The organism is Halomonas sp. JS92-SW72, assembly GCF_003547075.1.
Taxonomy (GTDB): domain Bacteria; phylum Pseudomonadota; class Gammaproteobacteria; order Pseudomonadales; family Halomonadaceae; genus Halomonas; species Halomonas alkalicola.
The window spans coordinates 2,656,339-2,683,054 of record NZ_CP032147.1 but is presented as its reverse complement, the minus strand read 5'-3'; the positions used below and the strand labels follow the sequence as shown (position 1 = coordinate 2,683,054).

The window sequence follows — 26,716 nt, the reverse complement described above, 5'->3', positions numbered from 1 at the left end:
TCGGGTATACTGTGGTGACACATCCCACCGGACAGGCGAGGTCGACGTTGAACGAGCAATCACCCCAGGAAGCGGCACTGCGCAAGCGGCTCTATTGGCACTCCCGCCGCGGCATGTGGGAGCTGGATCTGCTGCTGGTGCCCTTCCTCGAGCAGCGCTACGACAGCCTCGATGAGGCGGATCAGCGGGCCTTTCGGCAGCTGATCGACGAGGAGGACCAGGACCTGTTCATGTGGCTGATGCGCCGCGACTGGCCGGAGGATCCGGACCGCCGCCGCATCGTGCAGCTGATCGTCGAGCATGCCGAAAGCGCCGACAGCATTGGGCATCGTCCCGTCTAGGCTCTCTCTTCTCCTTCACGCCCTGCTGGCCGCTGCGGTGGTTGGCATGGCGTTTCTGCATGCCCCGGCCTGGCTGGCCGCCCTGGTCGCTGTCGCGATGCCGGGTGTCGTCCTCGACGCCGCCCGGCGGCGTGTGCGTGGCGAGCTGCGCGCCCTGATGACCGCCGATGGCGGCCTGCGCTGGGAGTGGCGCCAGAACGGCGAGGCGCCCTGGCACCCGGCTTCCCTCGAGTGCGACTACCTCGGCCCCTGGCTGATCGGCCTGCGCCTCAACGGGCGACGGCTATGGCTGTGGCCGGACAGCAGTGACGCCGCCTCGCTCTGGCGGCTGCGTCGCCTGCTGGTCCCGCAGCGCTAGGCAGGAGGCCGTCAGTCGAGGTCCGCGAGGTGGATCCGCGAGGGCTGCGCGATGCCCGGGGCGTGGTCGGGGCAGTCCGGGTTGTAGTGCAGGCCGCGGGATTCGCGGCGGGCGCGGGCGCTGGCCACGGTCAGCCGCGCCAGGCGCAAGGCCTGCCACAGGCTGGCCAGGGCGACCGTGGGGGCGCAGGCGGTCACCAGCGGGGCGAGCTCGCGCTGCAGTGCCTCCAGGGTCTCGGCGGCCTCGTCCAGCCCGGCATCATGGCGCACGATCGCCACCCGCGCGCTCATCATCTGGCGCATCCGCTCGCGGAGTCTGGACAGCACCGCGGGGTCGGCCAGCCTGTCGCCGGTGTCCGGGAGCGGCACCAGGGGCGCGACCTGGGCCGAGGCGTCAGGGTGCGCCTCCTGAAGCAGCGCGGCGCCACAGCTGCGGGCGAACACCAGGCACTCCAGCAGCGAGTTGCTGGCCATGCGGTTGGCGCCGTGCAGCCCGGTGCAGGCCACCTCGCCGATGGCGTGGAGGTTCGGCACCGTGGTGGCCCCGGCCAGGTCGGTGGCCAGTCCCCCGCAGCTGTAGTGGGCGGCGGGGACCACCGGGATCGGCTCCCGGGCAATGTCCAGGCCGCGGCTGGCGCAGTGGGCATGGATGGTAGGGAAGTGGTGGCGGATCGCCGCCTCGCCCAGGTGGCGGATATCGAGCAGTACATGGTCGCTGCCGGTGCGCTGCATCTCGGCATCGATGGCCCGGGCGACGATATCGCGCGGCGCCAGTTCGGCGCGCGGGTCCAGGGCGGGCATGAAGCGCTCGCCGTTGACGTTCAGCAGCCGTCCACCTTCGCCGCGCACCGCCTCGCTGATCAGGAAGGGGCTGCCGTCGGGATCATAGAGACAGGTCGGGTGGAACTGCTGGAACTCCAGGTTCATCAGTTCCGCCCCCAGCTCGGCCGCCATCAGCATGCCTTCACCGCTGGCCGGATGGGGGCTGGTGGTGTGGCGGTAGAGCCCGCTGGCGCCGCCGGTGGCCAGCACCGTGTCCGCGGCCAGCAGCTCGTGCAGCCGGCCCTGGCCATCCAGGCAGCGCGCCCCGCGGCAGGCCCCGGCGGTGTCACCGATCAGGCCAATGGCGGTGAGGTCGTCCAGCACCTGGATGGCCGGGTGTGCGGTCACATGGGCCTTGAGGGTCTCCATCACCGCCAGACCCGTGGCATCGGCGGCGTGGATAATGCGCCGGGCGCCGTGGCCGCCCTCCCGGGTCAGGTGGTAGGGGTAGGCGGCTCCGGGGCTGGGGTCCGGGGTGAAGGGCACGCCCAGGGCCAGCAGTCGCGCGATGGCGGCCGGCCCCTGCTCGACGGTGAAGCGCACCGCGGCCTCGTCGCAGAGGCCGTCGCCGGCCACCAGGGTATCGGCCACGTGGGCATCGAAGTCGTCGCTGGGCGAGAGCACCGCGGCGATCCCGCCCTGGGCCCAGCGGCTGGCCCCCTGGTCGTCACTGGCCGGGCGCAGCAGGGTGACCCGCCGCCGCTCGGCGACCTCCAGGGCCAGCACCAGGCCGGCAACGCCGCCACCGATGATCAGCACATCATGATTGCCGTGGGTCATCTTGCGTTCCTATGTCGGTGGTGGCGGTGTCGCGGGGCGCCCACTTGCGTCCGGAGGCGCGATGCAGGCGGCGGCTGGGAAGCCGGGTCAGGCCGCCGAGGCGCGCGACCAGGTCGCCGGTGACACGGGCCAGTTCGCGATTGAGCCACAGATAGCCGCTGGGGCTGAAGAGGGTGCGTCCCTCATCGCTCACCGCGGTGGTGGCCAGCTCGGCGTGTCGCTGCAGGTTGAAGGGGCTCACCGTGACCGCGATGGGCTGGCCGGTGCGTACCTGGAAGGCGAGGGTGCCGAGCTCCCGGGCCAGCCGGTGCTGCTCCTCGCGCAGCCCCGTCATGGCCTCGATGCGGTCGTGGCCCTCCCGGGTGGTCCAGTGGGTCTCCAGCAGCAGCTCGATGGTGGAGAGCATGCGGCGCTGCAGGGAGATGATGTCGTCGAGTTCGTCGCGGGTGAGCCGGCGCTCGCGATGGATGGCATCGACCAGCCCGCGCTGCTTGACCAGGGCTGAGCTGGTGGCCTTGAGCAGGGCGCGGGTATCCACGTCCAGGGCGGCCGCGGCGGTGGTGTGGGCATGGAACAGGCGCGCCATGCGGTCGAGGTTCTCGGCCAGCATGAAGCGCATCATGTCGGTGGCCTTCTGGGGCAGCACCAGCACGGTGACGGTGATGCCCACCAGGGTCCCGAGCAGCACGTCGAAGGCGCGCCACAGGCCGATGCCCAGGTCGTGGCTGCCGTCGCCGACCACCAGCAGCAGGCTGATGGCAAACATCAGGCCGCTGTAGCCGTGGCGATTGCCGAAGGTGAGCCAGGTGGCGATGCCGATGGCGGCTAGGCTGCCGGCGGGAATCAGTAGGGGGGCGGCGGGAGGAAAGAGGATCAGCGCGAGCCCGCTGGCCGCGCCGAGCACGGTGCCCAGCAGTCGCTGGCGGCCCTTGTCGAGCACGCCGCCGATATGCGGCAGGTTGCCCATCACCATCACGGTGCTGACCAGCGCCCAACTGGAGTGGGGGATCTCGAACAGGCGGATGATGACGAAGGTGATCGTCAGGGCCAACAGCACGCGCACCACATGCAGGCGGCGGCGAAAACGATAGGTGAAGAAGGGGTCGCGCAGGGGCGGCAGGTTCATGAGGCAAGGCCCCGTTGGTGCGCCGCTTGGGTGTCGGTCCAGGCGAAGGACGGAGAGACTGGTGCCCGGAGCCGGGCTCGAACCGGCACGGTGTCGCCACCGAGGGATTTTAAGTCCCTTGCGTCTACCAATTTCGCCATCCGGGCGGCACGGTGTCGAGCAGAAAAAGGGGGAAATGGAGGCTGGAGTCGGAATCGAACCGGCGTACACGGAGTTGCAGTCCGCTGCATGACCACTCTGCCATCCAGCCTCACCGAGTCAGATGTTCACCTCCCGAAGGGAGGTGGAGCGGGAAACGAGATTCGAACTCGCGACCCCAACCTTGGCAAGGTTGTGCTCTACCACTGAGCTATTCCCGCCTGACTCGAGAGCGAATTATACGGATAAGTCGGTGACTGTCAAACGCTTTTGCGCGCGCTCACATGGAATCGCTGAGGTGCGGCCAGGCGGCGCGCAGGTAGAGCACCATGGACCACAGGGTCAGTACGGCCGCCACGTAGAGGGTGGCCACGGCGAGATGGGCGATGGGAGTGCCCGGGGCGAAGGCCAGCAGCAGGAAGATGGCGACCATCTGCAGGGTGGTCTTCACCTTGCCGATCCAGGAGACCGCGACCTTGCCGCGCTTGCCCATCTCCGCCATCCACTCGCGCAGCGCCGAGATGACGATCTCGCGGCCGATGATCACCAGCGCCGGCAGGGTGAGCCAGACCGCCTCGTAGCGTTCGATCATCAGCGCCAGGGCCACGGCCACCATCAGCTTGTCGGCCACCGGGTCGAGGAAGGCGCCGAAGGGGGTGGCCTGGTCCCAGCGCCGGGCCAGGTAGCCGTCGAGCCAGTCGGTGATAGAGGCCAGGGCAAACAGGCCGGCGGCCAGCGGCATGCTCCACGAGAAGGGCAGGTAGAAGAACACCACCAGCAGCGGAATGAAGCCGATACGGGCGAGGGTGAGGAGATTCGGGATGTTCATTGCGTGACGCTGTCCTTGCCGGTGGGTGGTGCCGAGCGCCCGCTCATTCTATCCCCCTTGGCGGACTTCATCCATGCAGGGCGCGATGAATCGCCTCGGCCAGGGTGGCGCTGATGCCTGGCGCCCGCGCCAGCTCCTCGCGGCTGGCCTGCTTGACCCCCTGCAGCCCGCCGAAGAAACGCAGCAGCTCGCGGCGGCGCTTGGGCCCGACGCCGGGGATGCCTTCCAGGGTGGAGGTGCGGCGCGCCTTGTCGCGGCGTGTGCGATGGCCGGTGATGGCGAAGCGGTGGGCCTCGTCGCGCACGTGCTGGATCAGGTGCAGGGCCGGCGAGGCCGGGTCCATGTCCAGGCTCCGGTCCGCAGTCTCGAGGAACAGGGTCTCCAGGCCTGCCTTGCGGGTGGTACCCTTGGCGACGCCGACCAGGGCGATGCCGCTGACACCGAGCTCGGCAAAGACCTCCCGGGCCAGGTTGAGCTGGCCCTTGCCGCCATCCACCAGCAGCACGTCGGGGCGCTCCCCCTCGCCGTCCGTGAGTCGGCGGAAGCGTCGGGTCAGCGCCTGGCGCATGGCGGCGTAGTCGTCGCCGGCGGCCACTCCCTCGATATTGAAGCGGCGATAGTCGGACTTGCGCGGGCCGTTCTGGTCGAACACCACGCAGGAGGCCACGGTGGCCTCGCCGTGGCTGTGGCTGATATCGAAGCACTCCAGGCGAGCGGGGGTCTCGGCCAGGCCCAGCACCTCGCGCAGCGACGCGAACCGCCGCGTGAGCTGGGCCTGGCTGGCCAACTGGCTGGCGAGCTGCTGCTCGGCGTTGGTGACGGCCAGTGACTGCCATTGGGCGCGGTGCCCGCGCACCCGGTCGGTGAGCCGCACGCGCCGGCCGGCGCGCTCGCCGAGCGCCGCCTCGATCAGCGCGCGATCCGCCAGGGGATGGCTGGTGATCAGCTCGCGGGGAATCTCGTTGTCCTGCCCCAGGTAGTACTGGCTGAGAAATTCCGCGAGCAGCTCCTCGGCGGGCAGGTCGAGCCCGTTGGCGGGGGCATGGTGGCGGGCCCCCAGCAGCCGCCCGTGGCGCACGCTGAGCACCGAGATGCACAGCGCCCCGGGGCGGGTGGCCAGGGCGAAGATGTCAGCATCGCCGTCGCCGGTATCGACGAACTGGCGTTGCTGGAGCTGGCGTAGCTGCTGGATCTGGTCGCGCAGCCGGGCGGCCTCCTCGAAGGCCAGCGCCTGGCTGGCCGCCTCCATGGCCGCGGTTAGCTCGCCGGTCACCTGCTCGCTTCTGCCCTCCAGGCACTGCACGGCGTGCTCCAGGTCGCGTCGGTACTCTGTCTCGCCGATCAGGCCCACGCAGGGGCCGCTGCAGCGCTCGATCTGATACTGCAGGCAGGGCCTCGTGCGGTGGGCGAAGACGCTGTCCTCGCAGTTGCGGATGCGGAAGATCTTCTGCATCAGCGAGAGGCTCTCGCGTACCGCCAGGCTGCTGGGGTAGGGGCCCAGGTAGCGGCCGTCGTCGCGGCGCGCCCGGGCGCGCTTGTACTCCAGCGCCGGGAAGGGGTGGCGGTCGGTGACGAAGACGAAGGGATAGGACTTGTCGTCGCGCAGCAGGATGTTGTAGGGCGGGCGCAGCTCCTTGATCAGGGTCTGCTCCAGCAGCAGCGCCTCGGTTTCGCTGTTGGTCACCGTGACCTGGATGTCGGCGATGCGCGAGACCAGGGCCTGGGTCTTGGCATTCAGGGCGCCACGGAAATAGCTGGCCAGGCGCGCCTTGAGGCGTCGGGCCTTGCCCACGTAGAGGGTCTCGCCCCGGGCATCCAGCATGCGGTAGACGCCCGGGGATTCGCTGACGGTGCCGAGGAAGTGGCGGTGATCGAAGCTCATGGAGGCGGTGCGGTCATGGACGGGAGTGCCATCCTAGCAGATCAGGCCGGACGGCAGGCCGGGGCGGCTCACTCCACGCTGGCGAAGCCCTCCACCAGGCCGTGGCGCAGCCCCAGGTGGGTGAGTTCGACGTCGGTCTGCACGCCCAGCTTGTCGAAGATGCGGTAGCGGTAGGTGTTCACCGTCTTGGGACTGAGGAAGAGCCGGTCGGAGATATCGGCCACCTTCTGGCAGTTGACGATCATCATCGCCACCTGCATCTCGCGCTGGGAGAGCTGGTCGAAGGGGTTGTCCGCGGCATCGATACGCGACAGCACCAGCCGCTGGGCGACCTCCGGGCTGACGTAGCGCTGACCGTGGAAGACGCCGCGGATGGCCGCCACCATCTCCTCGTGCTGGCAGTCCTTGCTCAGGAAGCCGAAGGCGCCGGCGTCCAGCAGTCGCTGGGCGAAGGCCTCCTCGAGCCAGGCGGTCAGCACCAGCACGCGGGTGTCGGGCTGGGTGCGGTGGATCTTGCGGGTGGCCTCCAGGCCGCCGATCCCCGGCATGCGAATATCCATCAGCACCACGTCGGGGGAGAGGCGGCGGGTCTCGGCGATGGCGGTCTCGCCGTCGGAGGCCTCGCCGACCACGCTGAGGTCCTCCTCGGCGTTCAACAGGTGGGCGATGCTCGTCCTCACCAGGTGATGGTCATCGGCAATCAGTACCCGGATCAAGGCGGCGGCTCCTGAGCGAATGGGCTGGTAGGGAAAAGGTAGGGAGAGACGACGACTCTCATGCCAAAGAGTGGCACAACTTCGGTGCAGGTGGAAAGCATCCTTCGGGGGAGGCATGGAGGGGGTTGACGAACCCGGGATCAGTGCGTAATATCTGCCTCGTTCTCGCAAGGCGAGACGGTGTGGGGCCTTAGCTCAGCTGGGAGAGCGCAACACTGGCAGTGTTGAGGTCAGCGGTTCGATCCCGCTAGGCTCCACCAACAAGACACCATGAAAAACCCCCTGGCGCCCGGCGTCAGGGGGTTTTTCTTTGGCCTGTGCGCGGCAGGCGTCGGCGCGTTGTTGCGGCCGCGGCCGTCGCTGCGGGGGCGTTTCCCGATGCAGAAGCCCCGCCGCGGCGATGCCGGGCGGGGCTTCTGGCGTCGCTGGCCGTCAGGGCTCAGGTGCAGTCGGCGGCGCCTTCTCCGAACATGTCGAACAGAAGCTCGCGGCCGAGGGGGGTGAGCACCAATCGGTTGTGCTCGTTCCAGGAGGCCGCCTCGCTGTTGACCAGCACCTTCTCGCAGGTCTGCCATTCGCTGGAGGAGCGGGAGAGGCGAGCCACATCCTGGCGGTCGAGGCCGCGATGGGGAATGGAGACGGTTTCCAGCACGTGACCATGGTGGTAGAGCAGGGCCGCCATGTTGGAGAGGCACTGGCGCAGGCTGCGCTGCATGGAGGCGATAGGGGAAGCGTCGATCATCATGGGCCGCATTTCCTGTCAATCAGGGGGTGTGCTGCGGCGCATTATACTACCAAGGTCGTGGTTATACAAAGGTCTAAGTCGGTGATGGGCCCGGGGCTCTGCGGTGGAGCGTCGCAGGGCCCCGGGAAGATCAGCCGTCGACGCGACCGAGCAGCAGGAACTCGATCAGGGCCTTCTGGGCATGCAGACGGTTGCCCGCCTCCTGCCAGACCACGGCGCGCGGGTCGTCGAGCAGGGTCTCGCTGATCTCCTCGCCGCGGTGGGCGGGCAGGCAGTGCAGGAAGAGGGCGTCGGCCCTGGCGCGGTCGAGCAGCGCCTCGGTCACCTGGAAGCCGGAGAAGTCCGCCTCGCGCTTGGCCTGCTCCTCCTCCTGGCCCATGGAGGCCCAGACGTCGGTGGTGACCAGGTCGGCGTCGACCACGGCATCGCTGGGATCGCGCAGGATCGTGACCCGGTCGCCGGCGGCCTCGAGGATATCCTGGCGCGGCTCGTAGCCCTCCGGGCAGCAGACGCGCAGTTGGAAGTCGAACTGACGCGCGGCATTGATCCAGGAGTGGCACATGTTGTTGCCGTCGCCGATCCAGACCGCCGTCTTGCCCTTGACGCTGCCGCGCAGCTCGGTCCAGGTCATCACGTCGGCCAGCAGCTGGCAGGGATGGTAGTCGTCGGTCAGCGCGTTGATCACCGGCACCGAGCTGGCCGCGGCATACGCCTCCAGCCCTTGATGGGAGAAGGTGCGGATCATCACGATGTCGACCATCTCCGAGAGCACTCGGGCGGTGTCGCCGATGGGCTCGCCGCGACCCAGTTGGGTGTCGCGGGGGGAGAGGAAGAGGGCGTGGCCACCGAAGTGTGCCATGGCGGTTTCGAAGGAGACCCGGGTACGGGTCGAGGACTTCTCGAAGATCATCGCCATGGTGCGGTTGGGCAGGGGGGTATAGCGGGGCCCCTGGGCCTTCAGCTCGTTCTTGATGGTGATGGCGCGCTGGATGAGGTAGTGCAGCTCATCCTGGCTCAGGTCCAGCAGGGTCAGGAAGTGGCGAGTGGCCATTGGGCGTGCTCCACGGGAAAAAACGACCATCCTAGCCAGGCGCCAGGGGATGCGCAACGCGCGTCGTATCAGTAGAATGGGCGATCACCAAGACCTACCGTCGAGCTCGGGTATTGCCCCGCGCCGCCATCCGCGACCTCTGTCATCCGTGACATCCATAGGGAGACGCCATGAGCACCACCCTCGAGAACATCCAGCGCCAGATCAGCGAAAACCCCATCCTGATCTACATGAAGGGAACCCCTCAGCTGCCCCAGTGTGGCTTCTCCGCCCAGACCGTACAGGCGCTGATGGCCTGCGGCGAGCGCTTCGCCTTCGTCAATATCCTGGACAACCCGGATATCCGCGCCGAGCTGCCCAAGTTTGCCAACTGGCCCACCTTCCCCCAGCTGTGGGTCGAGGGCGAGCTGGTCGGCGGCTGTGACATCGTGGTGGAGATGCACCAGAGCGGCGAGCTCGAGAAGCTGATCAAGGAAACCGCCGCCAAGCACCAGCACGACGCCTGAGCCCTCGAGGCAGCAGCGACAGCGTCGAGCCACCAGCTGGCGTCATGGAACCCCGTCGGCATTGCCGGCGGGGTTCCCTGTTTATGCGTCTGATCGCATCATGCCGGCTGCCGCCTACGGCACCTCGTCCATCCCCTGTTCGCGCTGGGCCTGGGACCAGCCGCCCAGCTCCTTGTAGCGATTGACCATGGCGCAGAACAGCTCGGCGGTGCGTTCGGTATCGTAGCGCGCCGAGTGGGCCTCACCGTTGTCGAAGGGGATGCCGGCGGCGCGACAGGCCCTGGCCAGCACCGTCTGGCCGTAGATAAGGCCGGCCAGCGAGGCGGTGTCGAAGCTAGAGAAGGGGTGGAAGGGGTTGCGCTTGATGCCGCAGCGGTTGACGGCGGCATTCAGGAAGCCGTGGTCGAAGGCCGCATTGTGGCCGACCAGCACGGCGCGGGTGCAGCCGTGTGCCTTGATCGCCTTGCGCACCGGGCGGAAGATCTCGCCGAGCGCCTCGGCCTCGGAGAGCGCCACCTGCTGACGCAGCGGGTCATCGAGCCTGATCCCGGTGAAGTCCAGCGCCGACTGCTCGACGTCGGCACCCTCGAAAGGCTTCACGTGGAAGGCGTAGGTGGCTTCGGGCAGCAGGAAGCCCTGGGCGTCCATGGTCAGGGTCACCGCGGCGATCTCCAGGATCGCATTGCGCTCGGCATTGAAGCCGCCGGTTTCCATGTCCACCACCACCGGCAGGAAGCTGCGGAATCGCTGTGCCAGCAGCTCGCGGGCGATCGCCTCGCTCATGCACCCTCTCCTTGCGTCTTTCGGTCTCGGTCGCCCCGCCCCGCGGGGACCCGGGGCGAATCCGCGCAAGTCTAGCAGGTTGGCTTCTGGGCGTCCCGGGGCCGGTATTCGCCGTGCCAATGGCGCGCTATACTGCCTCCCCTGATGCCAACCCCCTAGCTTTCATCGAGGAGCCCCGAATGTCCGATGTCAAGAAGGTCGTGCTCGCCTACTCCGGTGGCCTGGACACCTCCGTTATCGTCAAGTGGTTGCAGGAGACCTACAACTGCGAGGTGGTGACCTTTACCGCCGACATCGGCCAGGGCGAGGAAGTCGAGCCGGCACGCGCCAAGGCCCAGGCCCTCGGCGTGAAGGAGATCTACATCGAGGACCTGCGCGAGGAGTTCGTGCGCGACTACGTCTACCCGATGTTCCGCGCCAACACCATCTATGAGGGCGAGTACCTGCTCGGCACCTCCATCGCGCGCCCGCTGATCGCCAAGCGCCTGATCGAGATCGCCAACCAGACCGGCGCCGACGCCATCTCCCACGGCGCCACCGGCAAGGGCAACGACCAGGTGCGCTTCGAGATGGGCGCCTATGCCCTCAAGCCCGGCGTCAAGGTGATCGCCCCCTGGCGCGAGTGGGACCTGACTTCCCGCGAGAAGCTGATGGCCTACTGCGACGAGCACAGCATCCCGGTGGACTTCTCCTCCAAGAAGAAGAAATCCCCCTACTCCATGGACGCCAACCTGCTGCACATCTCCTACGAGGGCGGCATCCTCGAGGATCCCTGGGCCGAGGCCGAGGAGGACATGTGGCGCTGGAGCGTCTCTCCGGAGACCGCCCCGGACGTGCCCACCTACGTGGAGCTGACCTTTGAGAAGGGTGACATCGTGGCCGTCGACGGCACCCCGATGCGCCCCCATGAGGTGCTCGAGACCCTCAACAAGCTGGGCGGCGACAACGGCATCGGCCGTCTCGACATCGTCGAGAACCGCTACGTGGGCATGAAGTCCCGCGGCTGCTACGAAACGCCCGGCGGCACCATCATGCTCAAGGCCCACCGCGCCATCGAGTCCATCACCCTGGACCGCGAGGAGGCCCACCTCAAGGACGAGCTGATGCCCAAGTACGCCAAGGTGATCTACAACGGCTACTGGTGGAGCCCGGAGCGCCGCATGCTGCAGGCCGCCATCGACGAGACCCAGAAGAACGTCTCCGGCGTGGTGCGCATGAAGCTCTACAAGGGCAACGCCATCGTGGTGGGGCGCCAGTCCGAGCAGTCGCTGTTCGACGAGTCCATCGCCACCTTCGAGGACGACGCCGGCGCCTACGACCAGAAGGATGCCGAGGGCTTCATCAAGCTCAACGCCCTGCGCCTGCGTATCGCGGCCGGCAAGGGCCGCAAGCAGGACTAAGGAAACGCTGATTTATTGCTGCGCTCGATATCTTGGCCGCCAGCGGTGCTCGAAATCCTCACCTAGTACCGCATAGGCTCCGGTTTCTGCGCTCCGGTGGCGGCCAACCTCTCTTCGCTCGCGACATAAATCAGGCGTTCCCTGAAGTGACTACTGTGTCGACACCGGCTTATGCCGGTGTCATCGTTTCGGGAGGATCTCAGATGCTGAAGAAATTGCTGTCCGGGCTGTTCGGCGGCGGCGAGAAGGCGCCGGGCAGCGCGCCGGCCGCCGAGCCGGTGGCCTACAAGGGCTACCAGATCATCTCCGAGCCCGCCGACCAGGGCGGCCAGTACCGGGTCAGCGGCTGGATCCGCAAGCCCGGGGAGGACGGCGAGGTGCAGGAGCACCGCTTCGAACGCTCCGATATGGTGCCCGGCCGGGAGGCCTGCGACCAGCTGATGGTCAGCAAGGCGCAGCGCTTCATCGATGAGGTGGGCGAGGGGATGTTCCGGCCCCGCTGACCGGTAACGCCGGCGTGGCGGGACGCGCTCCCGCCATCCCCCTTTCGCCCAAGTGTGCCTCGGCGGGCGCGCCGCTACACTGGATCGATTTCCGCAGCCCGGAGTCGTCATGCGCCTGCTTCACCGTGCCTCCTCGTGGCGTTCGCTGTTCGCCCACGAGGAGCATCCCGACCCTGCGCGGCTGCCGCCGCTGCTGGCCCCGCTGCGCGACGCCCTTGCCGAGCTGGGCCCGGCGCCGACCCTGCCCGAGGCCCACGCCTGGCAGCCTCGCCTGGCGGAGGCGCTGATGCGCCTCGACCTGCCCGCCTGGCGCATCAGCCAGCTGATCAGCGACCACAATGACTGGCTCTACCGGCGCGCCATCCAGCTGGCCTTGAGCGAGATGGAGGGGCAGGGGTGGGGTGCGCCGCCGGTGCCCTACTGCGTCATCGTGATGGGCTCCGGGGCTCGCCAGGAGAGCCTGCTCGGCCCCGATCAGGACAACGGCATGATCATTGCCGACTATCCGGACAGCCGGCACACCGAGATCGACGGCTACTTCCAGGTGCTGGGCGAGCGCTTCACCGACCGGCTGGACCAGGCCGGTATCCCGCTGTGCAGCGGCCATGTGATGGCGCGCTGGCCCATGTGGCGCAAGCGACTCTCGGAGTGGAGCGAGCAGCTGGCCATCTGGACCGCGGGGCGTCGGGTCAAGCGGGTGCAGCAGGCCAACATCCTGCTCGACTTCCGGGCCGTGCATGGGGAGGGCACCCTGGCGGAGGCGCTGGCCGATCGCGTGGCGCGGCTGATGCCCCAGGCCGGGCTCTTCCTGGACGAGATGGGCGCGCTGCTCGACGAGCAGCCGGTGGCCCTGGACCGCTTCGGTCGACTGTCGGGGTCACTCGATGGGGCGCCCCATGAGAGGGCGATCAACCTCAAGCAGCAGGCGGTGCTGCCGCTGGTGGCCGCCGTCCGCTTGCTCTCGCTGCGCCATGGGGTGCGCGAGGTCGACACCCGGGAGCGACTGGCGGTGCTGGTGCTGAAGGAGGCGCTTCCCGCCGAGACCAGTCGCGCCCTGACCGCGGCGCTGGAGCGCCTGCAGGGGTTGCTGCTGGAGGAGCAGTGCCGGGGCGTCAGGTCGGGGCGGGGCGCCGATGGGTGGGTCGACCTGTCGCGCCTCGGCGAGGACCAGCGCCTGCTGCTTCGCCATGACCTGCAGCAGATCAGGGCCCTGAAGCGCCGCGCCAGGCGGGGTTAGGCCTTCTGGGCCTGCGGCGCCTCGGGCAGCTCCATGATCAGGCAGGCGCCGCCCAGGGTGGGGGCGTCCTCGACCCACAGCCGGCCGCCCAGGTGGGCGACGATGCCGCGGCTGATGGGCAGCCCCAGGCCGCTGCCGCGCGGGCGCCCACGGCTCTTCTCGGGGCTTTCGCCGGGGCGCTGGATCTGGTGGAACTTCTCGAACACCCGCTCGCGCTCGTCGTCGGCGATGCCGGGGCCGTTGTCCTCCACCGCCAGGCGGTAATGGTTCTTGTGGCGGGCCAGGCGCAGCAGCACCCGCGGGTCGGCGTCGTCGGCGAACTTGCCGGCGTTGTCCAGCAGGTTGATGATCACCTGCTCCAGACGATCCGGGTCGCCCACCACCGCCGCCGTCTCGACCTCGATGCGTACCTCCAGCGCCACCCCCCGATTCTCCTGCATATGGTGCACGGCATCCACGCTGTGGCGGGTTAGCTCCACCAGGTCCAGCTTCTGCGGGTTGAGGGTCAGCCGGCCGCTCTCCAGGCGAGCCAGGTCGAGGATCTCCTCGATCAGTCGCGACAGCCGCTGGCTCTCCTTGACCACCACGTTCAGGAAGTGGATCCGCTTCTCCTCGGGCAGGTCGCCGCTGTCGCGCAGGATCTCGGCGAAGGCGCGGATCGAGGTGAGCGGGGTGCGCAGCTCGTGGCTGACCATGGCCACGAACTCGTCCTTGAGGCGATCCAGCTCGCGCAGGCGCTCGTTGGCGGCGCGCAGCTCCTCGCTGGCGCGGGCCAGCTCCTCGGACTTCTGCTCCAGGCGGCGGTTGACCTCCAGGGTCTCCGAGGTGGTGTCGAGGATGCTCAGGATCGATTCCAGGTCCAGCGCCTCGCCGCGCACCACGGAGTTGATCAGTACCCGGGCCGAGGCATTGCCGAGCGCCCCGGACAGCGCCTGCTCGGCCCGGGCGATCAGCTCCGGCGGGGCCGGCTGGTCGTTGGTGGGTTCCTCCCCGGGATAGCCGGTGAAGACCCGGGCGGTGGCGTTGGCGCCCAGGTAGCGGTCGAGCAGGGAGCGCAGCTCGCCCCGGGTGGTCTGGCCGTGCCACAGCGAGGTCTCCATCAGGCTCGGGTGCATCGCCTCGGTGAACAGCGCCGCCTGGGTCTGCTCCAGCGGGGTCTGCCGGGTGAACAGCGAGACGCCCACCAGCAGGCCGACGTTGGCGGTCAGGCTCCACAGCAGGGAGTGGGAGTAGATGTCCCAGCCCTCCAGGCCGAACAGGGCGTAGGGCCTCAGCCACGCGAGGCCGAAGGGGCCGGCGCTCAGGAAGGCGTCGTCCAGCCACCCCGACTGGGCGAAGCCCGGGATCAGCAGGGTCCAGGCCCAGATCAGGGTGCCGGCGATCAGCCCCAGGGCGGCACCGCGACCGGTGGCGCCGCGCCAGTACATGCCGATCAGCATCGCCGGGGCGAACTGGCAGGCGGCGGCGAAGGAGACCAGGCCGATGGTCACCAGGCTGTAGGAGTCGCCGATCAGGGCATGGTAGAGGTAGCCCAGCAGTAGGATCAGCACGATGGCCACCCGGCGAATGCCCAGCAGCCAGCCGGCCAACTCGCCTCGGCTGCTCAGGTGGAGTCGCCGGGTGCGCAGCAGCAGCGGCATGATCAGCTGGTTGCTGACCATGGTGGAGAGCGCGATGGTCTCGACGATCACCATGCTGGTGGCCGCCGACAGGCCGCCGATGAAGACCAGCAGCGGCAGTCCCTCGAAGCCCGCCGAGAGCGGCAGGGTCAGCACGTAGCTGTCCGGGTCGCCGGCAGAGAGCAGCATGCCGGCCAGGGCGATGGGGATCACGAACAGGTTGATGGCCAGCAGGTAGAGCGGAAAGAGCCAGGTGGCGCGCTTGATGTGGCGCTCGTCGACGTTCTCCACCACCAGCACCTGGAACTGGCGGGGCAGGGCGATGAAGGCCAGGAAGGCCAGCACCAGCATGCCCATCCAGCCGCTGGCGCCGCCGGGAATGGCGTCGAGCCCCATCGCCCCCACCAGGTCGGGGCTCGCCGCCACCTGGGCGAAGAGGTCGCCCGGGCCGTGGAAGAGCCCGAAGACCACGAACAGGCCCACCGTAAGGAAGGCGAGCAGCTTGATCAGCGACTCGAAGGCGATGGCCGCCACCATGCCCTCGTGGCGTTCGCTGGCATCCAGGTGGCGGGTACCGAAGAGGATGATGAAGACCGCCAGCACCAGGGCGACCCAGAAGGACTTGTCGACCCAGAATGCCTCCTCGGCGATGCTCAGCTCCGGCGCCTGGGGATAGTTGACCAGCACCGCATGGCTGACGGTGATCGCCTTGAGCTGCAGGGTGATGTAGGGGGTGATGCCGATCAGCGCGATCAGCGCCACCAGGGCGCCGAGGCTCGAGCTCTTGCCGTAACGGGCGCTGATGAAGTCGGCGATGGAGGTGATGCGCTGCGCGCTGGCGATGCGCACCATCTTGCGGATCAGGAAGGGCGCCAGCAGCATGGCCAGGGTCGGGCCCAGGTAGATGAGCAGGAAGCTGGGACCATACTGGGCGGCCCGGCCTACGCTGCCGTAGAAGGTCCAGGCGGTGCAGTAGACGGCGATGGAGAGCGCATACACCGTCGGCGAGCCGATCAGCGAGCGGCCCTGCTCGGCGCGGCGGTCACCCCAGGCGGCGATCACGAAGAGCAGCGCCAGGTAGCCGAAGGCGACGCTCAGCACCACGGCATCGGTCCTCATCGCCCGGTCTCCGTCATCGTCACTCTCCCGAAGGGTGCTCGAGCAGCCAGGCGGCCAGCGCGATCACCACGGCCCAGGCTACGAACAGGTAGAGCGGCAGCCAGGAGGGCCCCCCGGCGGGCCGGTCGAAGAGCAGCACCAGCGGGGGGGTGAACAGCAGCGTGGCCAGCAGCACCAGCGCGGTGAGTCGTTCGCCGAGGCGCGGGGTCTTCATGCCGACCGCCGCCGGGGCCAGGCCATTGGGGTCATGAGGCGCAGGCATCCTCCTTGGTCAGGGCGCTGTTCTGCAGGGCCAGCGCCTGCTCCAGGGTCTCGATGCCGCGGGCCTCCAGGCGTGGCAGCAGGGCCAGCCACAGCTCGGCGGTGACCCGGGCGTCGCCCAGGGCGGTATGCCGCGTGCCCGGCGGGAAACTCAGGCCGTAGCGCTCGGCCAGGCTGTCGAGGTCGTGGCCATCCAGGCTGGCATCCAAGGCCCGCGAGATCAGCAGGGTGTCGAGCACCGGCATGTCGAGTGTCACGCCGGCCCCCGGCGGCTGCAGGGCGAGCAGGTCGAAGGCGGCGTTGTGGGCGAGGATCACCGCATCGCCCACGTAGTCGCGGAAGCGCGGGAGCACCACCGGCAGCGGCGGGGCGCCCGCCACGTCGGCGTCGGTGATGCCATGGATCGCGGTGCTGGCCGGGGGAATCGGCTTGCCGGGATCGACCCGCATGTCGAACACCTCGCTGGCCAGCAGCCGGGCATTGACGACCCGACAGGCGCCGATGCTGATCACGGTGTCGCCGCGACGCAGCTCCAGGCCGGTGGTCTCGGTGTCGAAGGCCACCACCTCGAGCGCTCGTAGCGGGCGGGCCGCCAGCTCGGCGTCCGGCGGGGGAAGTTCGGCGATGCCGAAGTCGTGGAACTCCGGGCGCGGCTCGGTGGCCGGGCGCGGCGCCCCGACCCGCTCGGTGGCGGGCAGCGGCAGGCGCAGGCGGGCATGCACGCCGTCGTCATCGGCCAGGCTCCAGGCGTCGCTGGCATGCTGGCGCAGCACGTCGGCGACCCGCGGCGAGAGCGGCAGGTCGTCGAGGCGCTGCTGCTGCCATTCGGTGAGCTGGCGCTCGCTGAGCGGTGCCCCGCGCCAGATCAGGTCCAGGTAGACCCGCTTGTTGCCCAGGCAGACTTCGCCCTCGAGGCCCTGCGGGTTGCGCTGCTGCTGGAGGTCTTCGATCAGGGAGCCCAGCAGCACCAGCAGCGCCGTGGCGTCGCCCTTGAACCAGGCGGGCATGCCGACCGGCACCACCGTGACCTGGCCGGCGCGACGCTCATTGAGGGCCTGCCACAGGTCGTTGGACCATAGCGGCACCAGCCGCTCTCCCTCGTGCTGCATCTGCTCCACCAGGGCGGCGAGCTGCTCGATGTCCTGGCCCAGGGACTGGCTCTCCTCGTCGATCACCCGCTCGAGGCGCTGGCGCATCTCCCCCGAGGCGTTGCCCAGGGAGCTCAGGGCATCGGCCGCGCTGGTCAGGCTGGCGCTGTGGCGGCGCAGGCGGGGCAAGCTGTCGAGCAGCTCGGCGCGGGCGCCCATCTCGCTGGTCCAGGCGGCGGTGGTATCGCTCAGGGTGAGCAGGGTCTCGCCGTGGCTGCCGGGCACCCGGCGCAGCACGGCGCGCAGCCAGCGCTCGTCACAGGGCACCAGCACCTCCCGCGGCGAGCCGTCGCGAGGCAGCTGGCCCAGGGCATCCTGGAGGCTGGTTGCGGGCAGCAGGCTCTCGAGACGCTTGCCCAGCCCCAGCCCATGATGATTCTCGAAGAGTGTCTCGGCCGCCTGGTTGAACAGCAGCACCCGACGGTGCTGGTCGCAGAGCAGCAGCGGGGTGTCGAGCACCTGGAGCAGGGTCTCGAGCTCCTGGCGGATGCGGGCGGCGCTGCGCGCGCCTTCGGCGTGGGCGGTGGCCAGGCGGCCGCGGTCGGCCCGCCAGGCATCGCGCACCCGCACCAGATCGGGCCCCAGTGCCCGCAGCCAGCCCTCGGGGGGGTAGTCCTCCCGGGCATCGGGGTTGGCCACCAGGCGCGCGAGCTGCACCTGCAGGTGGCGCAGCGGGGTGAACAGCTGGCGCTCCAGCAACAGACCCACCAGGAAGATGGTGCCGCCGCCCGAGAAGCAGCCCAGCCACAGCACCAGGCGGGCCAGTCCCTGGGGTTGGAAGAGGGTGTCGAGCCACAGGGCGAAGGTGGCGCCGCCGAAGACACTGATGCCGCTGAGCAGCAGCCAGAGGCCGATCAGCCGCTGGCGGCGGGGCAGCCCGGAGAGACGTCGAGCCATCAGGAGACCTCGGCGAGCAGCGCCTTGACCTTGTCGACCAGCGCCTGGGTGGAGAAGGGTTTGGTGATGTAATCGTCGGCGCCCAGCGCCAGTCCCTTCTCGCGCTCCACCTCGCGTCCGTGGGCGGTGAGCATGATGATCGGCAGGCGGGCGTGGCCGGGATCGGCGCGCAGGCGTTCCAGCACGTCGAAGCCGCTGATACCCGGCAGGCTGATATCCAGCAGGACCAGGTCCGGGGTGCCCTCGGCCACCCGCGCCAGGGCGCTCTCGCCATCCTCGGCGGTGACCACCTCGAAACCTGCCTGCTGCATCAGGAACTCCAGCGACAGGACGATGTTGGGTTCATCGTCCACCACCAGGACCTTGGCCATGGCGTTCTCCATTCTCGTTGTCATCGTTGTTGTCTTGGGGACTCATTGCTGGTCAGTCTAGTGCCCGGCCGAGGCGCAGCAAAGGCGACCTTGGCAGGAGATCGGCGGCCTGCGCCGTGCTAGGGTGCGTGAGGCAAGCGCACCAGGAGGCAACATGATCGAAGTGCATCATCTGGAAAACTCCCGCTCCCAGCGGGTGGTCTGGCTGCTGGAGGAGCTGGGGGTGGCCTATGAGCTGGTCACCCATCGCCGCGATCCCTCCACCCTGCTGGCGCCGGATTCCCTGCGGGCCGTCCACCCGCTGGGCAAGGCGCCGGTGATCCGTGACCTGTCTCGAGAGGGGCGGGCGATAGCCGAGTCCGGCGCCATCATCGACTACCTGGTCGAGCACCATGATGGCGACCGGCGGCTGGCCCCGACTGCGGGAAGCGATGCCTGGGAACGCTATCGTTTCTGGCTGCACCATGCCGAAGGGTCGGGGATGGGCCCGCTGGTGATGCGCCTGGTGTTCTCGCGGCTCGGCCAGCCGCCGGTACCCGCCCTGGCGCGTCCGCTGGGGCGTCTGTTCGCCCGCGGGGTGGAGCAGCAGTACCTGGGGCCGGAGATTCGGCGGCTGGGGGACTTCTGGGAGGGCGAACTGGCCGAGGGCCCCTGGTTTGCCGGCGCGACGTTCAGCGCCGCGGATATCCAGATGAGCTTCCCGGTGCTGGCGCTGGCCGGTCGCGGCGGGCTTGCGGGCTATCCGCGTCTCGAGGCATTTCTCGCCGCCTGCCGTGAACGCGAGGGCTGGCAGCGCACCGTGGCGCAGATCGGCGAGTTTCGCCTGGCGGGGGGCTGAGCCTCAGCGTCCGGGGTCGTCCTGGCCCTCGGCCCGGGAGGCGGGGCCTAAGGGGCCGAGCCACAGCCACACCTGCAGTACCACCAGCAGCGGCAGCAGCCAGAGCGGCGCACCGGTGGTGGCCACCAGCAGCCGGTAGATCACGAAGCCGATGATGCCGGCCGCCAGGCCCACCAGCGGAAAGAGCAGCGGACGCTGGTAGCCGGGGCGGCGCGAGAGGCGATAGAGGGTGCCGATGAAGGCGCCGAAGGCACCGGTCATGGCCAGGGGGAGAAGCAGGTCCTGCATGGCGGTCTCGCTTTGGGTGGTGGTCAGAGAGGTAATACCATCCGGGGCAAGCCATCGCCAATGCCGCCTTCGGTGGGTTGCTGTGCCCCGACAGAGCTGGTAGCGATCACGAAAAAGGGCAGGCCGCCGGCCCGCCCCTTGTACACGGTTGCGAGATGGCTCGTCAGGCCAGCCCGAGTTCGTGGGTCGCTTCCTCGCGCATCTTGAACTTCTGGATCTTGCCGGTGACGGTCATCGGGAACTCGTCGACGAACTTCACGTAGCGCGGCACCTTGTAGTGGGCGATCTTGCCCTTGCAGAATTCCTTGAGCCCGTCGGCGTCGAGCTGCTGGCCGTCGGCGAGCTTCACCCAGGCCATCACCTCCTCGCCGTACTTCTCGTCCGGCACGCCGATCACCTGGACGTCGGAGATGGCGGGGTGGGTGTAGAGGAAGTCCTCGATCTCGCGCGGGTAGATGTTCTCGCCGCCGCGGATGATCATGTCCTTGATGCGCCCCACGATCGCCACGTAGCCCTCGTCATCCATGGTGGCGAGGTCGCCGGTGTGCATCCAGCCGGCGCTGTCGATCGCCTTGGCGGTGGCCTCCTCGTTGTTCCAGTAGCCGAGCATCACGCTGTAGCCGCGGGTGCAGAGCTCGCCGGTCTCGCCGCGGCCCACCACGGCGCCAGTCTCCGGGCTCACCAGCTTCACCTCCAGATGGGGGTGGATGGTGCCCACGGTGGTGACGCGCTTCTCCAGCGGGGCGTCGGTCTGGGTCTGGAAGCTCACCGGGCTGGTCTCGGTCATGCCGTAGCAGATGGTGACGTCCTTCATGTTCATGCGGTCGATCACCTTGCGCATCACCTCGATGGGGCAGATGGAGCCCGCCATGATGCCGGTGCGCAGGTGGGAGAGGTCGAAGCTCTCGAAGTTGGGAAGTTCCAGCTCGGCGATGAACATGGTGGGCACGCCGTAGAGGGTGGTGGCCTTCTCCTCGGAGACCGCGCGCAGGGTCGCCTCGGGGTCGAAGCCGTCGCCCGGGTAGATCATGGTGGCGCCGTGGGTCACGCAGCCCAGGTTGCCCATCACCATGCCGAAGCAGTGGTAGAGCGGCACCGGGATCACCATGCGGTCCTCCTCGGTGAGCGCCATGGTGCGCGCCACGAAGAAGCCATTGTTGAGGATGTTGTGGTGGGAGAGGGTGGCGCCCTTGGGCGCGCCGGTGGTCCCGGAGGTGTACTGGATGTTGATCGGGTCGTCGAACTGCAGGGTACCCTGCACGTCGGCCAGGTGCTCGGCGGAGACCTCATCGGCGTGGGCCAGCATCGACTGCCAGCTGAACATGCCGGTCAGCGCCCGGTCGGCGTCCAGGCAGACCACCCGCTTGAGCTCGGGCAGCTTGGCGCTCTTGAAAGTGCCGGGGCCGCCTTCGCGCAGTTCGGGCGCCAGCTCGGCCAGGGTCGCCACGTAGTCGGAGCTCTTGAACTTGCCCTGCAGGATCAGCGTGGAGGCGCCGGACTGCTTGAGGGCGTACTCCAGCTCATGGGTGCGGTAGCTGGGGTTGATGTTGACCAGCACGGCGCCGATCTTCGCCGTGGCGAACTGGGTGATGGTCCACTCGGCGCAGTTGGGTGACCAGATGCCGACGCGATCGCCCTTGGTGACGCCGAGTGCCAGCAGGGCGCGGGCGGCCTGGTCGACGGCGGCCTGCAGCTCGGCCCAGGTGTAGCGAAGCCCCTGGTGGAGGCTGATCAGGGCCTCGCGGTCGGGGAAGCGGGCCACCGTCTCATCGAAGCAGTCGCCGATGGTCTGGCCCTTGAGGGGAGTGTCGCTGATGCCGCTGACGTAGCTGATCGGATTATGTTGGCGTGTCATCGTCTACCGTCTCTTTGTTGTTGCTGGGTGTGCAGTGGTGCAACACGGTCATGACCCTGGTCGTGGCTGGCTCAGTGCGTCGGGGGCTCGACGCCGAGGCCGGCGAGCACCTCCCGGGCGCGGCTCTCCACGTCGTCGAGCTCCTTGTGCATCAGCCGGATGTCCTCCAGCTGGCGCTCCAGGTTGGCGCGCTTGTCGGCCAGGATCTCCAGAAGACGCTGAAGCTGGCGGGCGTTACCGTCGGGCATGGCGTCATACATCATCACCACCTCGCGGATCTCGGCCAGCGAGAAGCCCAGGCGCTTGCCGCGCAGGGTCAGCTTGAGACGTACGCGGTCCTTCTCGCGATAGATGCGCGTCTGCCCGCGGCGCTCGGGGGCCAGCAGCCCCTCCTGCTCGTAGAAGCGGATGGTGCGGGGCGTCACCTCGAACATCTTGGCCAGTTCGCCGATAGTGTAGGTGCGTCGCTGAATGGGCAGGCCGCCGGTCTGGGCTGCGGCGCTCGCTGTGCGCTGAGTCATGAGCGTCTTCCTTTATTGTAGGGCGGGGCGGGGCGCAGGCCGCCCGCCTGACGGCAACACTAGCCGAGGTTTACGTTAACGTAAAGTGCTTGTTCGACCATGGAGTGATGTGGGATAAACCTAGCAAGTGCTAGGTTGGTAGCAGCCGGCAGCAAGGCGTCAACGACACGACAGCCAACAACAAGACAATCGACACGTGAAACGAGGATAGCACCATGGATTTCTCCCTGAGCGACGACCAGAGGGCGCTGGTCCAGGCCGCCGCCGACTTCGCGAAGGCCGAACTGGCCGACCACGCCGCCGAGTGGGATGCCAGCTCCCACTTCCCCCTCGACGTCATTCGCCGCGCCGGCGAGACCGGCTTCCTGGGGATCTACACGCCCGAGGAACACGGTGGTCTGGGGCTGTCGCGCCTCGACGCCTCGCTGATCTTCGAGCAGCTCGCCCAGGGCTGCGTGGCCACCACCGCCTACCTCACCATCCACAACATGGTGACCTGGATGATCGCCAGCTGGGGTGACGACGCCCTGCGCGAGGCCTGGGTGCCGCAGATGATCAGCGGTGAGGCGCTGGGCTCCTACTGCCTGACCGAGCCGGGTGCCGGCTCCGACGCCGCCAACCTCAGGACCAAGGCGGTGCGCGAGGGTGATGACTATGTTATCAGCGGCTCGAAGATGTTCATCTCCGGCGCCGGCAGCACCGAGGTGCTGGTGGTGATGGCGCGCACCGGCGAGCCCGACAGCGGTGCCGGTGGGGTCTCGGCCATCGTGGTGCCGGCCGACGCCGCGGGCATCGAGTATGGCAAGAACGAGGAGAAGATGGGCTGGAAGAGCCAGCCGACCCGGCTGGTGAGCTTCGACGGCGTGCGCGTGCCGGTCACCAACCGCCTGGGGGCGGAGGGTGAAGGCTTCAAGTTCGCCATGAAGGGGCTCGACGGCGGGCGCCTCAATATCGCCAGCTGCTCCCTGGGGGCTGCCCAGCACGCTCTGACCCTGGCCCGCAACTACATGAGCGAGCGCAAGCAGTTCGGCCGCGAGCTAAACCAGTTCCAGGCGCTGCAGTTCAAGCTCGCCGACATGGCCACCGAACTCACCGCCGCCCGGCTGATGGTCCGCCAGGCCGCCTGGCGCCTCGACCAGAACGACCCCGAGGCGCCGGCCCACTGCGCCATGGCCAAGCGCTTCGCCACCGATGTAGGCTTTCAGGTCTGCAACGAGGCCCTGCAGCTCCACGGTGGCTATGGTTATATCCGCGAATACCCCCTGGAGCGGCTGGTGCGCGATACCCGTGTGCACCAGATCCTCGAAGGCACCAACGAGATCATGCGCCTGATCGCCGCCCGTCGCCTGCTGGCCGATGGCGTGATCGAATCCCTTCAGCTTACTTAACAATATAGGGAGTTCTGGATGTCGGACCTTCCCGTGACCTTCGACGAGCTGCCCACCGCCTGCGGCGGGCGCATCGGCGTGGCCACCCTCAATGCCCCCAAGTCCCTCAATGCCCTCTCCCTGGAGATGGTTCACCAGCTCGAGGCCAAGCTCGAGGCCTGGGCGGTGGATCGCAGCATCCTGGCGGTCTGGCTCGAGGGCAGCGGCGACAAGGCCTTCTGCGCCGGCGGCGACGTGGTGGCCCTCTACCGCTCGCTGACCGAGGCGGGCGACAACCGTGGCGCCGGCCGCGACAGCCTGCTGGCCGAGACCTACTTCACCGCCGAGTACCACCTCGACCACCGCATCCACACCTACCCCAAGCCTCTGATGGTGTGGGGCGACGGGATCGTCATGGGTGGCGGGCTTGGCCTGATGGCCGGGGGCTTCCAGCGGATCGTCACCGAGACCACCCGCATCGCCATGCCGGAGATCACCATCGGGCTCTACCCGGATATCGGTGCCAGCTGGTTCCTCAGCCGCATGCCCCCCGGGGTGGGTGCCTACCTGGGTCTGACCGGCGCCCAGCTCAACGCCCGCGATGCCCTGGATCTCGGCATGGCCGACCGCTTCATCCCCCGTGAGCGCCGCGGCCTGGTGCTTGCCGCCCTGACCGAGGCGGACTACGGCGACCGCGGCGGCCCGGCCCTGCGCGCCGGCGTCCAGGCCGCCCTGGACCGCCATGAAGATCGGGCCACCGCCCCGACGTGCCAGGTGATGCCGCGCCTCGATCAGATCCAGGCCCTGGTGGGCGCCGTGGACGCCGTCACCGCCGTGAGTCGCATCCTCGCCGATGACAGCGACGACGCCTGGCTTGCCGCCAACCGGGCACGCCTGGCCGCCGGCTGCCCGATGAGTGCCCAGCTAGTGTGGCGCATGCTCGACCGGCACGCCCACACCAGCCTCGCCGACGCCTTCCGCGACGAGCTCGTGCTGTCGGTGCAGTGCTGCCGCCACGGCGACTTCGTCGAGGGCGTGCGGGCGCTGCTGATCGACAAGGACAAGGCCCCGCGCTGGAGCCATGCCGACGTGGCCAGCGTGCCGGAGGAGGCGATCCAGGCGCTGTTCGTCTCGCCCTGGGACAGCGAATCCCACCCGCTGCGCGACCTGGGCCTCGGCCACCGCGTCGGCTGATGACCTCAAGACCCCAACAACAACGTCACAATTTCAAGGAGCCATCATGAAAATCGCCTTTATCGGCCTCGGCAACATGGGCGCGCCCATGGCCAGCAACCTGGTCAAGGCCGGCCACAGCGTCACCGTCTTCGACCTGATGGAAAGCGCCATGCAGGCGCTGGAGAGCGAGGGGGCCAGCCGCGGTGCCAACGCCGTGGAGGCCGCCCGCGGGGCCGAGGTGATCATCTCCATGCTGCCCGCCGGGGCCCACGTGAAGGGGCTCTACCTGGGCAGGGGCGGCGAGCCGGGCCTGCTGGATGCCGTGGAGGGCCAGCCGCTGGTGATCGACGCCTCCACCATCTCCCCTGACGATGCCCGTGCCGCCGCCGCCGCCGCCGCCGAACGCGGCATCACCTGGCTGGATGCCCCGGTCTCCGGCGGCGTCGGCGGCGCCAAGGCCGGCACCCTGACCTTTATCGTCGGGGGCCCTGCGGCAGGCTTCGAGAAGGCAAAGCCGGTGCTCGAGGCCATGGGCAAGAACATCTTCCACGCCGGCGACCATGGCGCGGGGCAGGTGGCCAAGATCTGCAACAACATGCTGCTCGGCATCCTGATGAGCGGCACCGCCGAGGCCCTGGCGCTGGGCGTGAAGAACGGCATGGACCCGGCGGTGCTCTCCGAGATCATGAAGCAGAGCAGCGGCGGCAACTGGGCGCTGAACGTCTACAACCCCTGGCCCGGCGTGATGGAGGGCTCCGCCGCCTCCCGTGACTACCAGGGCGGCTTTCTCACCGACCTGATGGCCAAGGACCTGGGCCTGGCCTGGGAGCTGGCTCTGGGCTCGAAGTCCTCGGTGCCCATGGGCTCCCAGGCCCGCAACCTCTTCGCCCTGCACAGCGCCCAGGGCAGCGGTGCCCTCGACTTCTCCAGCATCCAGAACCTCTACCGCGCCGGCGAATAACGCCTGGTGGCTGCCCATGGAGAGCCCCCGCAGGGGGCTCTCCATGGCGCGCGCCTATCCCCCCAATCCGGCCTCGCTCCTCGCTCGCCGCTCTCGGTGTGGCACAATGTCCGCCCGGTATCGCAACGAAGGGTTCGCCCGATGGCATATGTTCTGGTGATGGGCGGTCTGGCGCTGTCGGTGAGCTTTACCCTTGGCTGGGTGCTGTGGCGCGCCTCTCGCTGGGCTTGGGGGCTGGTGTCCGGGTCTCCCGCCCGGCGGCGGGTACAACCCAGGGCGCGCGCCCGCAAGGCGCCAGCAGCGCGCAAGGCGCCCGCCAAGCCCAGTGCGAAGCCGGCCCCGCGTGTGCCCTGGGCCCTCACCCGCTGGCTGGCACGCCGCCACTCCGCGCTGCCCCTGGCAAGCCTTGCCCTCATTCTCTACGGCCTGACCCGGGTGGTGGAGTTCGGCATGACGCAGCGCCCGCTGTCGCCTCCCGTCGGCTATCATCGCCTGGTGGATGGCCTGGGCTGGCTGGCTGCCGGGCTGCTCGCCCTGGCCCTGCTGAACCTGCTGGCGCGCTGGCGCTGCCGCGAGGAGTGAGCGGCAGCGTCGGCGACTCCCTCCCGCATGACGTCCCTCGGCCTGCCGGTTTTCGGCGCTTTTCCTTGATTTCCTGCCTCTCCTGCTACGGCTTCCGTGATGGGGGCTGTCTCTTCTAGTGCGTCTCGTATCAGCGATCTCATGCCCATTGTGAAAGCGATGACTAACCGCCATCACACTCGCCCATGAGCTCACTTCATTACAGAACATTGGTTGTTAATGTTCAGTGTCACCCCAGTGACCTGCTGAAAATCAGAATGTGTATTTTTTGTAACCCTGTAAGCTGATGTAAGCGGAGTGATGAGTCGTGATTGCCATCCCGGTGGGTCGTGATAACGGCTGATGCTGCCAGTCCATGTGGTGACTGGTGGGGCTCCCGGGGCCTCGGAAAAGCACCATGATTCCGGGGCGGTAGCGTGTTCTCGCGAAGAAGAAGGGGATACCCATATGCTCCCTGTCACAATAAATGCGGTTGAGGAAATCTCCTCGAAAACGCC

Annotated in this window: 26 protein-coding genes and 4 tRNA genes; 12 read left to right on the top strand and 18 right to left on the bottom strand. The window is 68.5% G+C overall.

Annotated elements, in window-relative coordinates; all coding sequences use genetic code 11:
- Positions 1-47 precede the first annotated feature (47 nt).
- Entirely contained in the window at positions 48-341 is a 294-nt protein-coding gene (locus tag D1793_RS12530; RefSeq protein WP_119022471.1) for a succinate dehydrogenase assembly factor 2, read from the top strand.
- A 46-nt stretch (positions 342-387) separates the two neighbouring features.
- Positions 388-699, top strand: a complete 312-nt coding sequence (locus tag D1793_RS12525) for a hypothetical protein (RefSeq protein ID WP_205527545.1) — start codon at positions 388-390, stop codon at positions 697-699.
- 11 nt (positions 700-710) lie between these two features.
- Here D1793_RS12525 and nadB read toward each other — a convergent pair whose 3' ends face one another.
- From nadB to D1793_RS12485, 8 genes are all read right to left on the bottom strand, one after another.
- Complete coding sequence (gene nadB / locus D1793_RS12520; RefSeq protein ID WP_119022469.1) at positions 711-2,300, bottom strand: L-aspartate oxidase; 1,590 nt, start codon at positions 2,298-2,300, stop codon at positions 711-713.
- Positions 2,281-3,426, bottom strand: a complete 1,146-nt coding sequence (locus D1793_RS12515) for an FUSC family protein (protein ID WP_119022468.1) — start codon at positions 3,424-3,426, stop codon at positions 2,281-2,283. Before D1793_RS12515 ends, nadB begins: the two co-directional genes overlap by 20 nt.
- A gap of 59 nt (positions 3,427-3,485) precedes the next feature.
- Positions 3,486-3,572, bottom strand: a tRNA-Leu gene (locus tag D1793_RS12510).
- Between the two features lie 30 nt (positions 3,573-3,602).
- Positions 3,603-3,676 (bottom strand) — tRNA-Cys (locus tag D1793_RS12505).
- 34 nt (positions 3,677-3,710) lie between these two features.
- Positions 3,711-3,785: transfer RNA gene (locus tag D1793_RS12500), tRNA-Gly, on the bottom strand.
- Between the two features lie 59 nt (positions 3,786-3,844).
- Positions 3,845-4,393 carry a CDP-diacylglycerol--glycerol-3-phosphate 3-phosphatidyltransferase gene (gene pgsA / locus D1793_RS12495; protein ID WP_110070439.1) on the bottom strand — a complete coding sequence of 183 codons (549 nt, stop codon included), beginning with the start codon at positions 4,391-4,393 and terminating at the stop codon, positions 3,845-3,847.
- 67 nt (positions 4,394-4,460) lie between these two features.
- Positions 4,461-6,275, bottom strand: a complete 1,815-nt coding sequence (gene uvrC, locus D1793_RS12490) for an excinuclease ABC subunit UvrC (RefSeq protein ID WP_119022467.1) — start codon at positions 6,273-6,275, stop codon at positions 4,461-4,463.
- 68 nt (positions 6,276-6,343) lie between these two features.
- Positions 6,344-6,991 carry a response regulator gene (locus D1793_RS12485; protein WP_119022466.1) on the bottom strand — a complete coding sequence of 216 codons (648 nt, stop codon included), beginning with the start codon at positions 6,989-6,991 and terminating at the stop codon, positions 6,344-6,346.
- A gap of 184 nt (positions 6,992-7,175) precedes the next feature.
- Here D1793_RS12485 and D1793_RS12480 point away from each other — a divergent pair.
- Positions 7,176-7,251: transfer RNA gene (locus D1793_RS12480), tRNA-Ala, on the top strand.
- 179 nt (positions 7,252-7,430) lie between these two features.
- On the opposite strand, the gene D1793_RS12475 is transcribed toward D1793_RS12480, so the two are convergent.
- Entirely contained in the window at positions 7,431-7,736 is a 306-nt protein-coding gene (locus D1793_RS12475; protein WP_119022465.1) for a hypothetical protein, read from the bottom strand.
- 130 nt (positions 7,737-7,866) lie between these two features.
- Positions 7,867-8,787 (bottom strand): ornithine carbamoyltransferase, encoded by a 921-nt coding sequence (gene argF, locus D1793_RS12470; protein WP_119022464.1) that lies wholly within the window; start codon positions 8,785-8,787, stop codon positions 7,867-7,869.
- 170 nt (positions 8,788-8,957) lie between these two features.
- On the opposite strand from argF, the gene D1793_RS12465 reads away from it, so the two are divergent.
- The gene (locus D1793_RS12465) at positions 8,958-9,293 is read left to right on the top strand and encodes a Grx4 family monothiol glutaredoxin (protein WP_119022463.1); all 336 of its coding nucleotides are present in this window, start codon (positions 8,958-8,960) and stop codon (positions 9,291-9,293) included.
- Between the two features lie 114 nt (positions 9,294-9,407).
- Here the strand turns inward: D1793_RS12465 and rnt are convergent, their stop codons facing one another.
- A complete protein-coding gene (gene rnt / locus D1793_RS12460) occupies positions 9,408-10,076 on the bottom strand; it encodes a ribonuclease T (protein WP_119022462.1) in 669 nt (222 codons plus the stop codon).
- Positions 10,077-10,255: 179 nt separating this feature from the next.
- Between rnt and D1793_RS12455 the strand changes: the two genes are divergently transcribed.
- The 3 genes from D1793_RS12455 to D1793_RS12445 all read left to right on the top strand — a co-directional run bounded on the left by D1793_RS12455 (position 10,256) and on the right by D1793_RS12445 (position 13,216).
- Positions 10,256-11,476, top strand: coding sequence for an argininosuccinate synthase (locus tag D1793_RS12455; RefSeq protein WP_119022461.1), 1,221 nt, complete (start codon positions 10,256-10,258; stop codon positions 11,474-11,476).
- A gap of 203 nt (positions 11,477-11,679) precedes the next feature.
- Positions 11,680-11,979 carry an HlyU family transcriptional regulator gene (locus tag D1793_RS12450; protein ID WP_119022460.1) on the top strand — a complete coding sequence of 100 codons (300 nt, stop codon included), beginning with the start codon at positions 11,680-11,682 and terminating at the stop codon, positions 11,977-11,979.
- Positions 11,980-12,088: 109 nt separating this feature from the next.
- Positions 12,089-13,216, top strand: a complete 1,128-nt coding sequence (locus D1793_RS12445) for a DUF294 nucleotidyltransferase-like domain-containing protein (protein WP_119022459.1) — start codon at positions 12,089-12,091, stop codon at positions 13,214-13,216.
- On the opposite strand, the gene D1793_RS12440 is transcribed toward D1793_RS12445, so the two are convergent.
- From D1793_RS12440 to D1793_RS12425, 4 genes are read right to left on the bottom strand one after another with little or no spacing between them, the layout of a single operon-like run.
- Positions 13,213-15,954, bottom strand: a complete 2,742-nt coding sequence (locus tag D1793_RS12440) for a sensor histidine kinase (protein WP_119022458.1) — start codon at positions 15,952-15,954, stop codon at positions 13,213-13,215. The two genes, D1793_RS12445 and D1793_RS12440, sit on opposite strands and share 4 nt — an antisense overlap.
- Positions 15,955-15,973: 19 nt before the next feature.
- A complete protein-coding gene (locus tag D1793_RS12435) occupies positions 15,974-16,168 on the bottom strand; it encodes a hypothetical protein (protein ID WP_119023679.1) in 195 nt (64 codons plus the stop codon).
- 31 nt (positions 16,169-16,199) lie between these two features.
- The gene (locus D1793_RS12430; RefSeq protein WP_119022457.1) at positions 16,200-18,260 is read right to left on the bottom strand and encodes a 3'-5' exonuclease; all 2,061 of its coding nucleotides are present in this window, start codon (positions 18,258-18,260) and stop codon (positions 16,200-16,202) included.
- Positions 18,260-18,631: a response regulator gene (locus tag D1793_RS12425; protein WP_119023678.1), complete on the bottom strand. Its 372-nt coding sequence runs from the start codon at positions 18,629-18,631 to the stop codon at positions 18,260-18,262. Before D1793_RS12425 ends, D1793_RS12430 begins: the two co-directional genes overlap by 1 nt.
- Positions 18,632-18,785: 154 nt before the next feature.
- On the opposite strand from D1793_RS12425, the gene D1793_RS12420 reads away from it, so the two are divergent.
- Positions 18,786-19,469, top strand: coding sequence for a glutathione S-transferase (locus D1793_RS12420; RefSeq protein ID WP_119022456.1), 684 nt, complete (start codon positions 18,786-18,788; stop codon positions 19,467-19,469).
- 3 nt (positions 19,470-19,472) lie between these two features.
- Here D1793_RS12420 and D1793_RS12415 read toward each other — a convergent pair whose 3' ends face one another.
- The 3 genes from D1793_RS12415 to D1793_RS12405 all read right to left on the bottom strand — a co-directional run bounded on the left by D1793_RS12415 (position 19,473) and on the right by D1793_RS12405 (position 22,133).
- Complete coding sequence (locus D1793_RS12415) at positions 19,473-19,757, bottom strand: hypothetical protein (RefSeq protein ID WP_119022455.1); 285 nt, start codon at positions 19,755-19,757, stop codon at positions 19,473-19,475.
- A gap of 163 nt (positions 19,758-19,920) precedes the next feature.
- Positions 19,921-21,612 (bottom strand): AMP-binding protein, encoded by a 1,692-nt coding sequence (locus tag D1793_RS12410; RefSeq protein ID WP_119022454.1) that lies wholly within the window; start codon positions 21,610-21,612, stop codon positions 19,921-19,923.
- 71 nt (positions 21,613-21,683) lie between these two features.
- A complete protein-coding gene (locus D1793_RS12405) occupies positions 21,684-22,133 on the bottom strand; it encodes a MerR family DNA-binding transcriptional regulator (protein ID WP_119022453.1) in 450 nt (149 codons plus the stop codon).
- A gap of 215 nt (positions 22,134-22,348) precedes the next feature.
- Here D1793_RS12405 and D1793_RS12400 point away from each other — a divergent pair, with 215 nt between their 5' ends.
- The 4 genes from D1793_RS12400 (at position 22,349) to D1793_RS19455 (ending at position 26,219) form a co-directional block, all read left to right on the top strand.
- Entirely contained in the window at positions 22,349-23,521 is a 1,173-nt protein-coding gene (locus D1793_RS12400) for an acyl-CoA dehydrogenase family protein (protein ID WP_119022452.1), read from the top strand.
- An 18-nt stretch (positions 23,522-23,539) separates the two neighbouring features.
- Complete coding sequence (locus D1793_RS12395) at positions 23,540-24,694, top strand: enoyl-CoA hydratase/isomerase family protein (protein WP_119022451.1); 1,155 nt, start codon at positions 23,540-23,542, stop codon at positions 24,692-24,694.
- A 46-nt stretch (positions 24,695-24,740) separates the two neighbouring features.
- Positions 24,741-25,637 (top strand): 3-hydroxyisobutyrate dehydrogenase, encoded by an 897-nt coding sequence (mmsB, locus tag D1793_RS12390; RefSeq protein WP_205527544.1) that lies wholly within the window; start codon positions 24,741-24,743, stop codon positions 25,635-25,637.
- A 141-nt stretch (positions 25,638-25,778) separates the two neighbouring features.
- Complete coding sequence (locus D1793_RS19455) at positions 25,779-26,219, top strand: hypothetical protein (RefSeq protein WP_162899960.1); 441 nt, start codon at positions 25,779-25,781, stop codon at positions 26,217-26,219.
- Positions 26,220-26,716 lie beyond the last annotated feature (497 nt).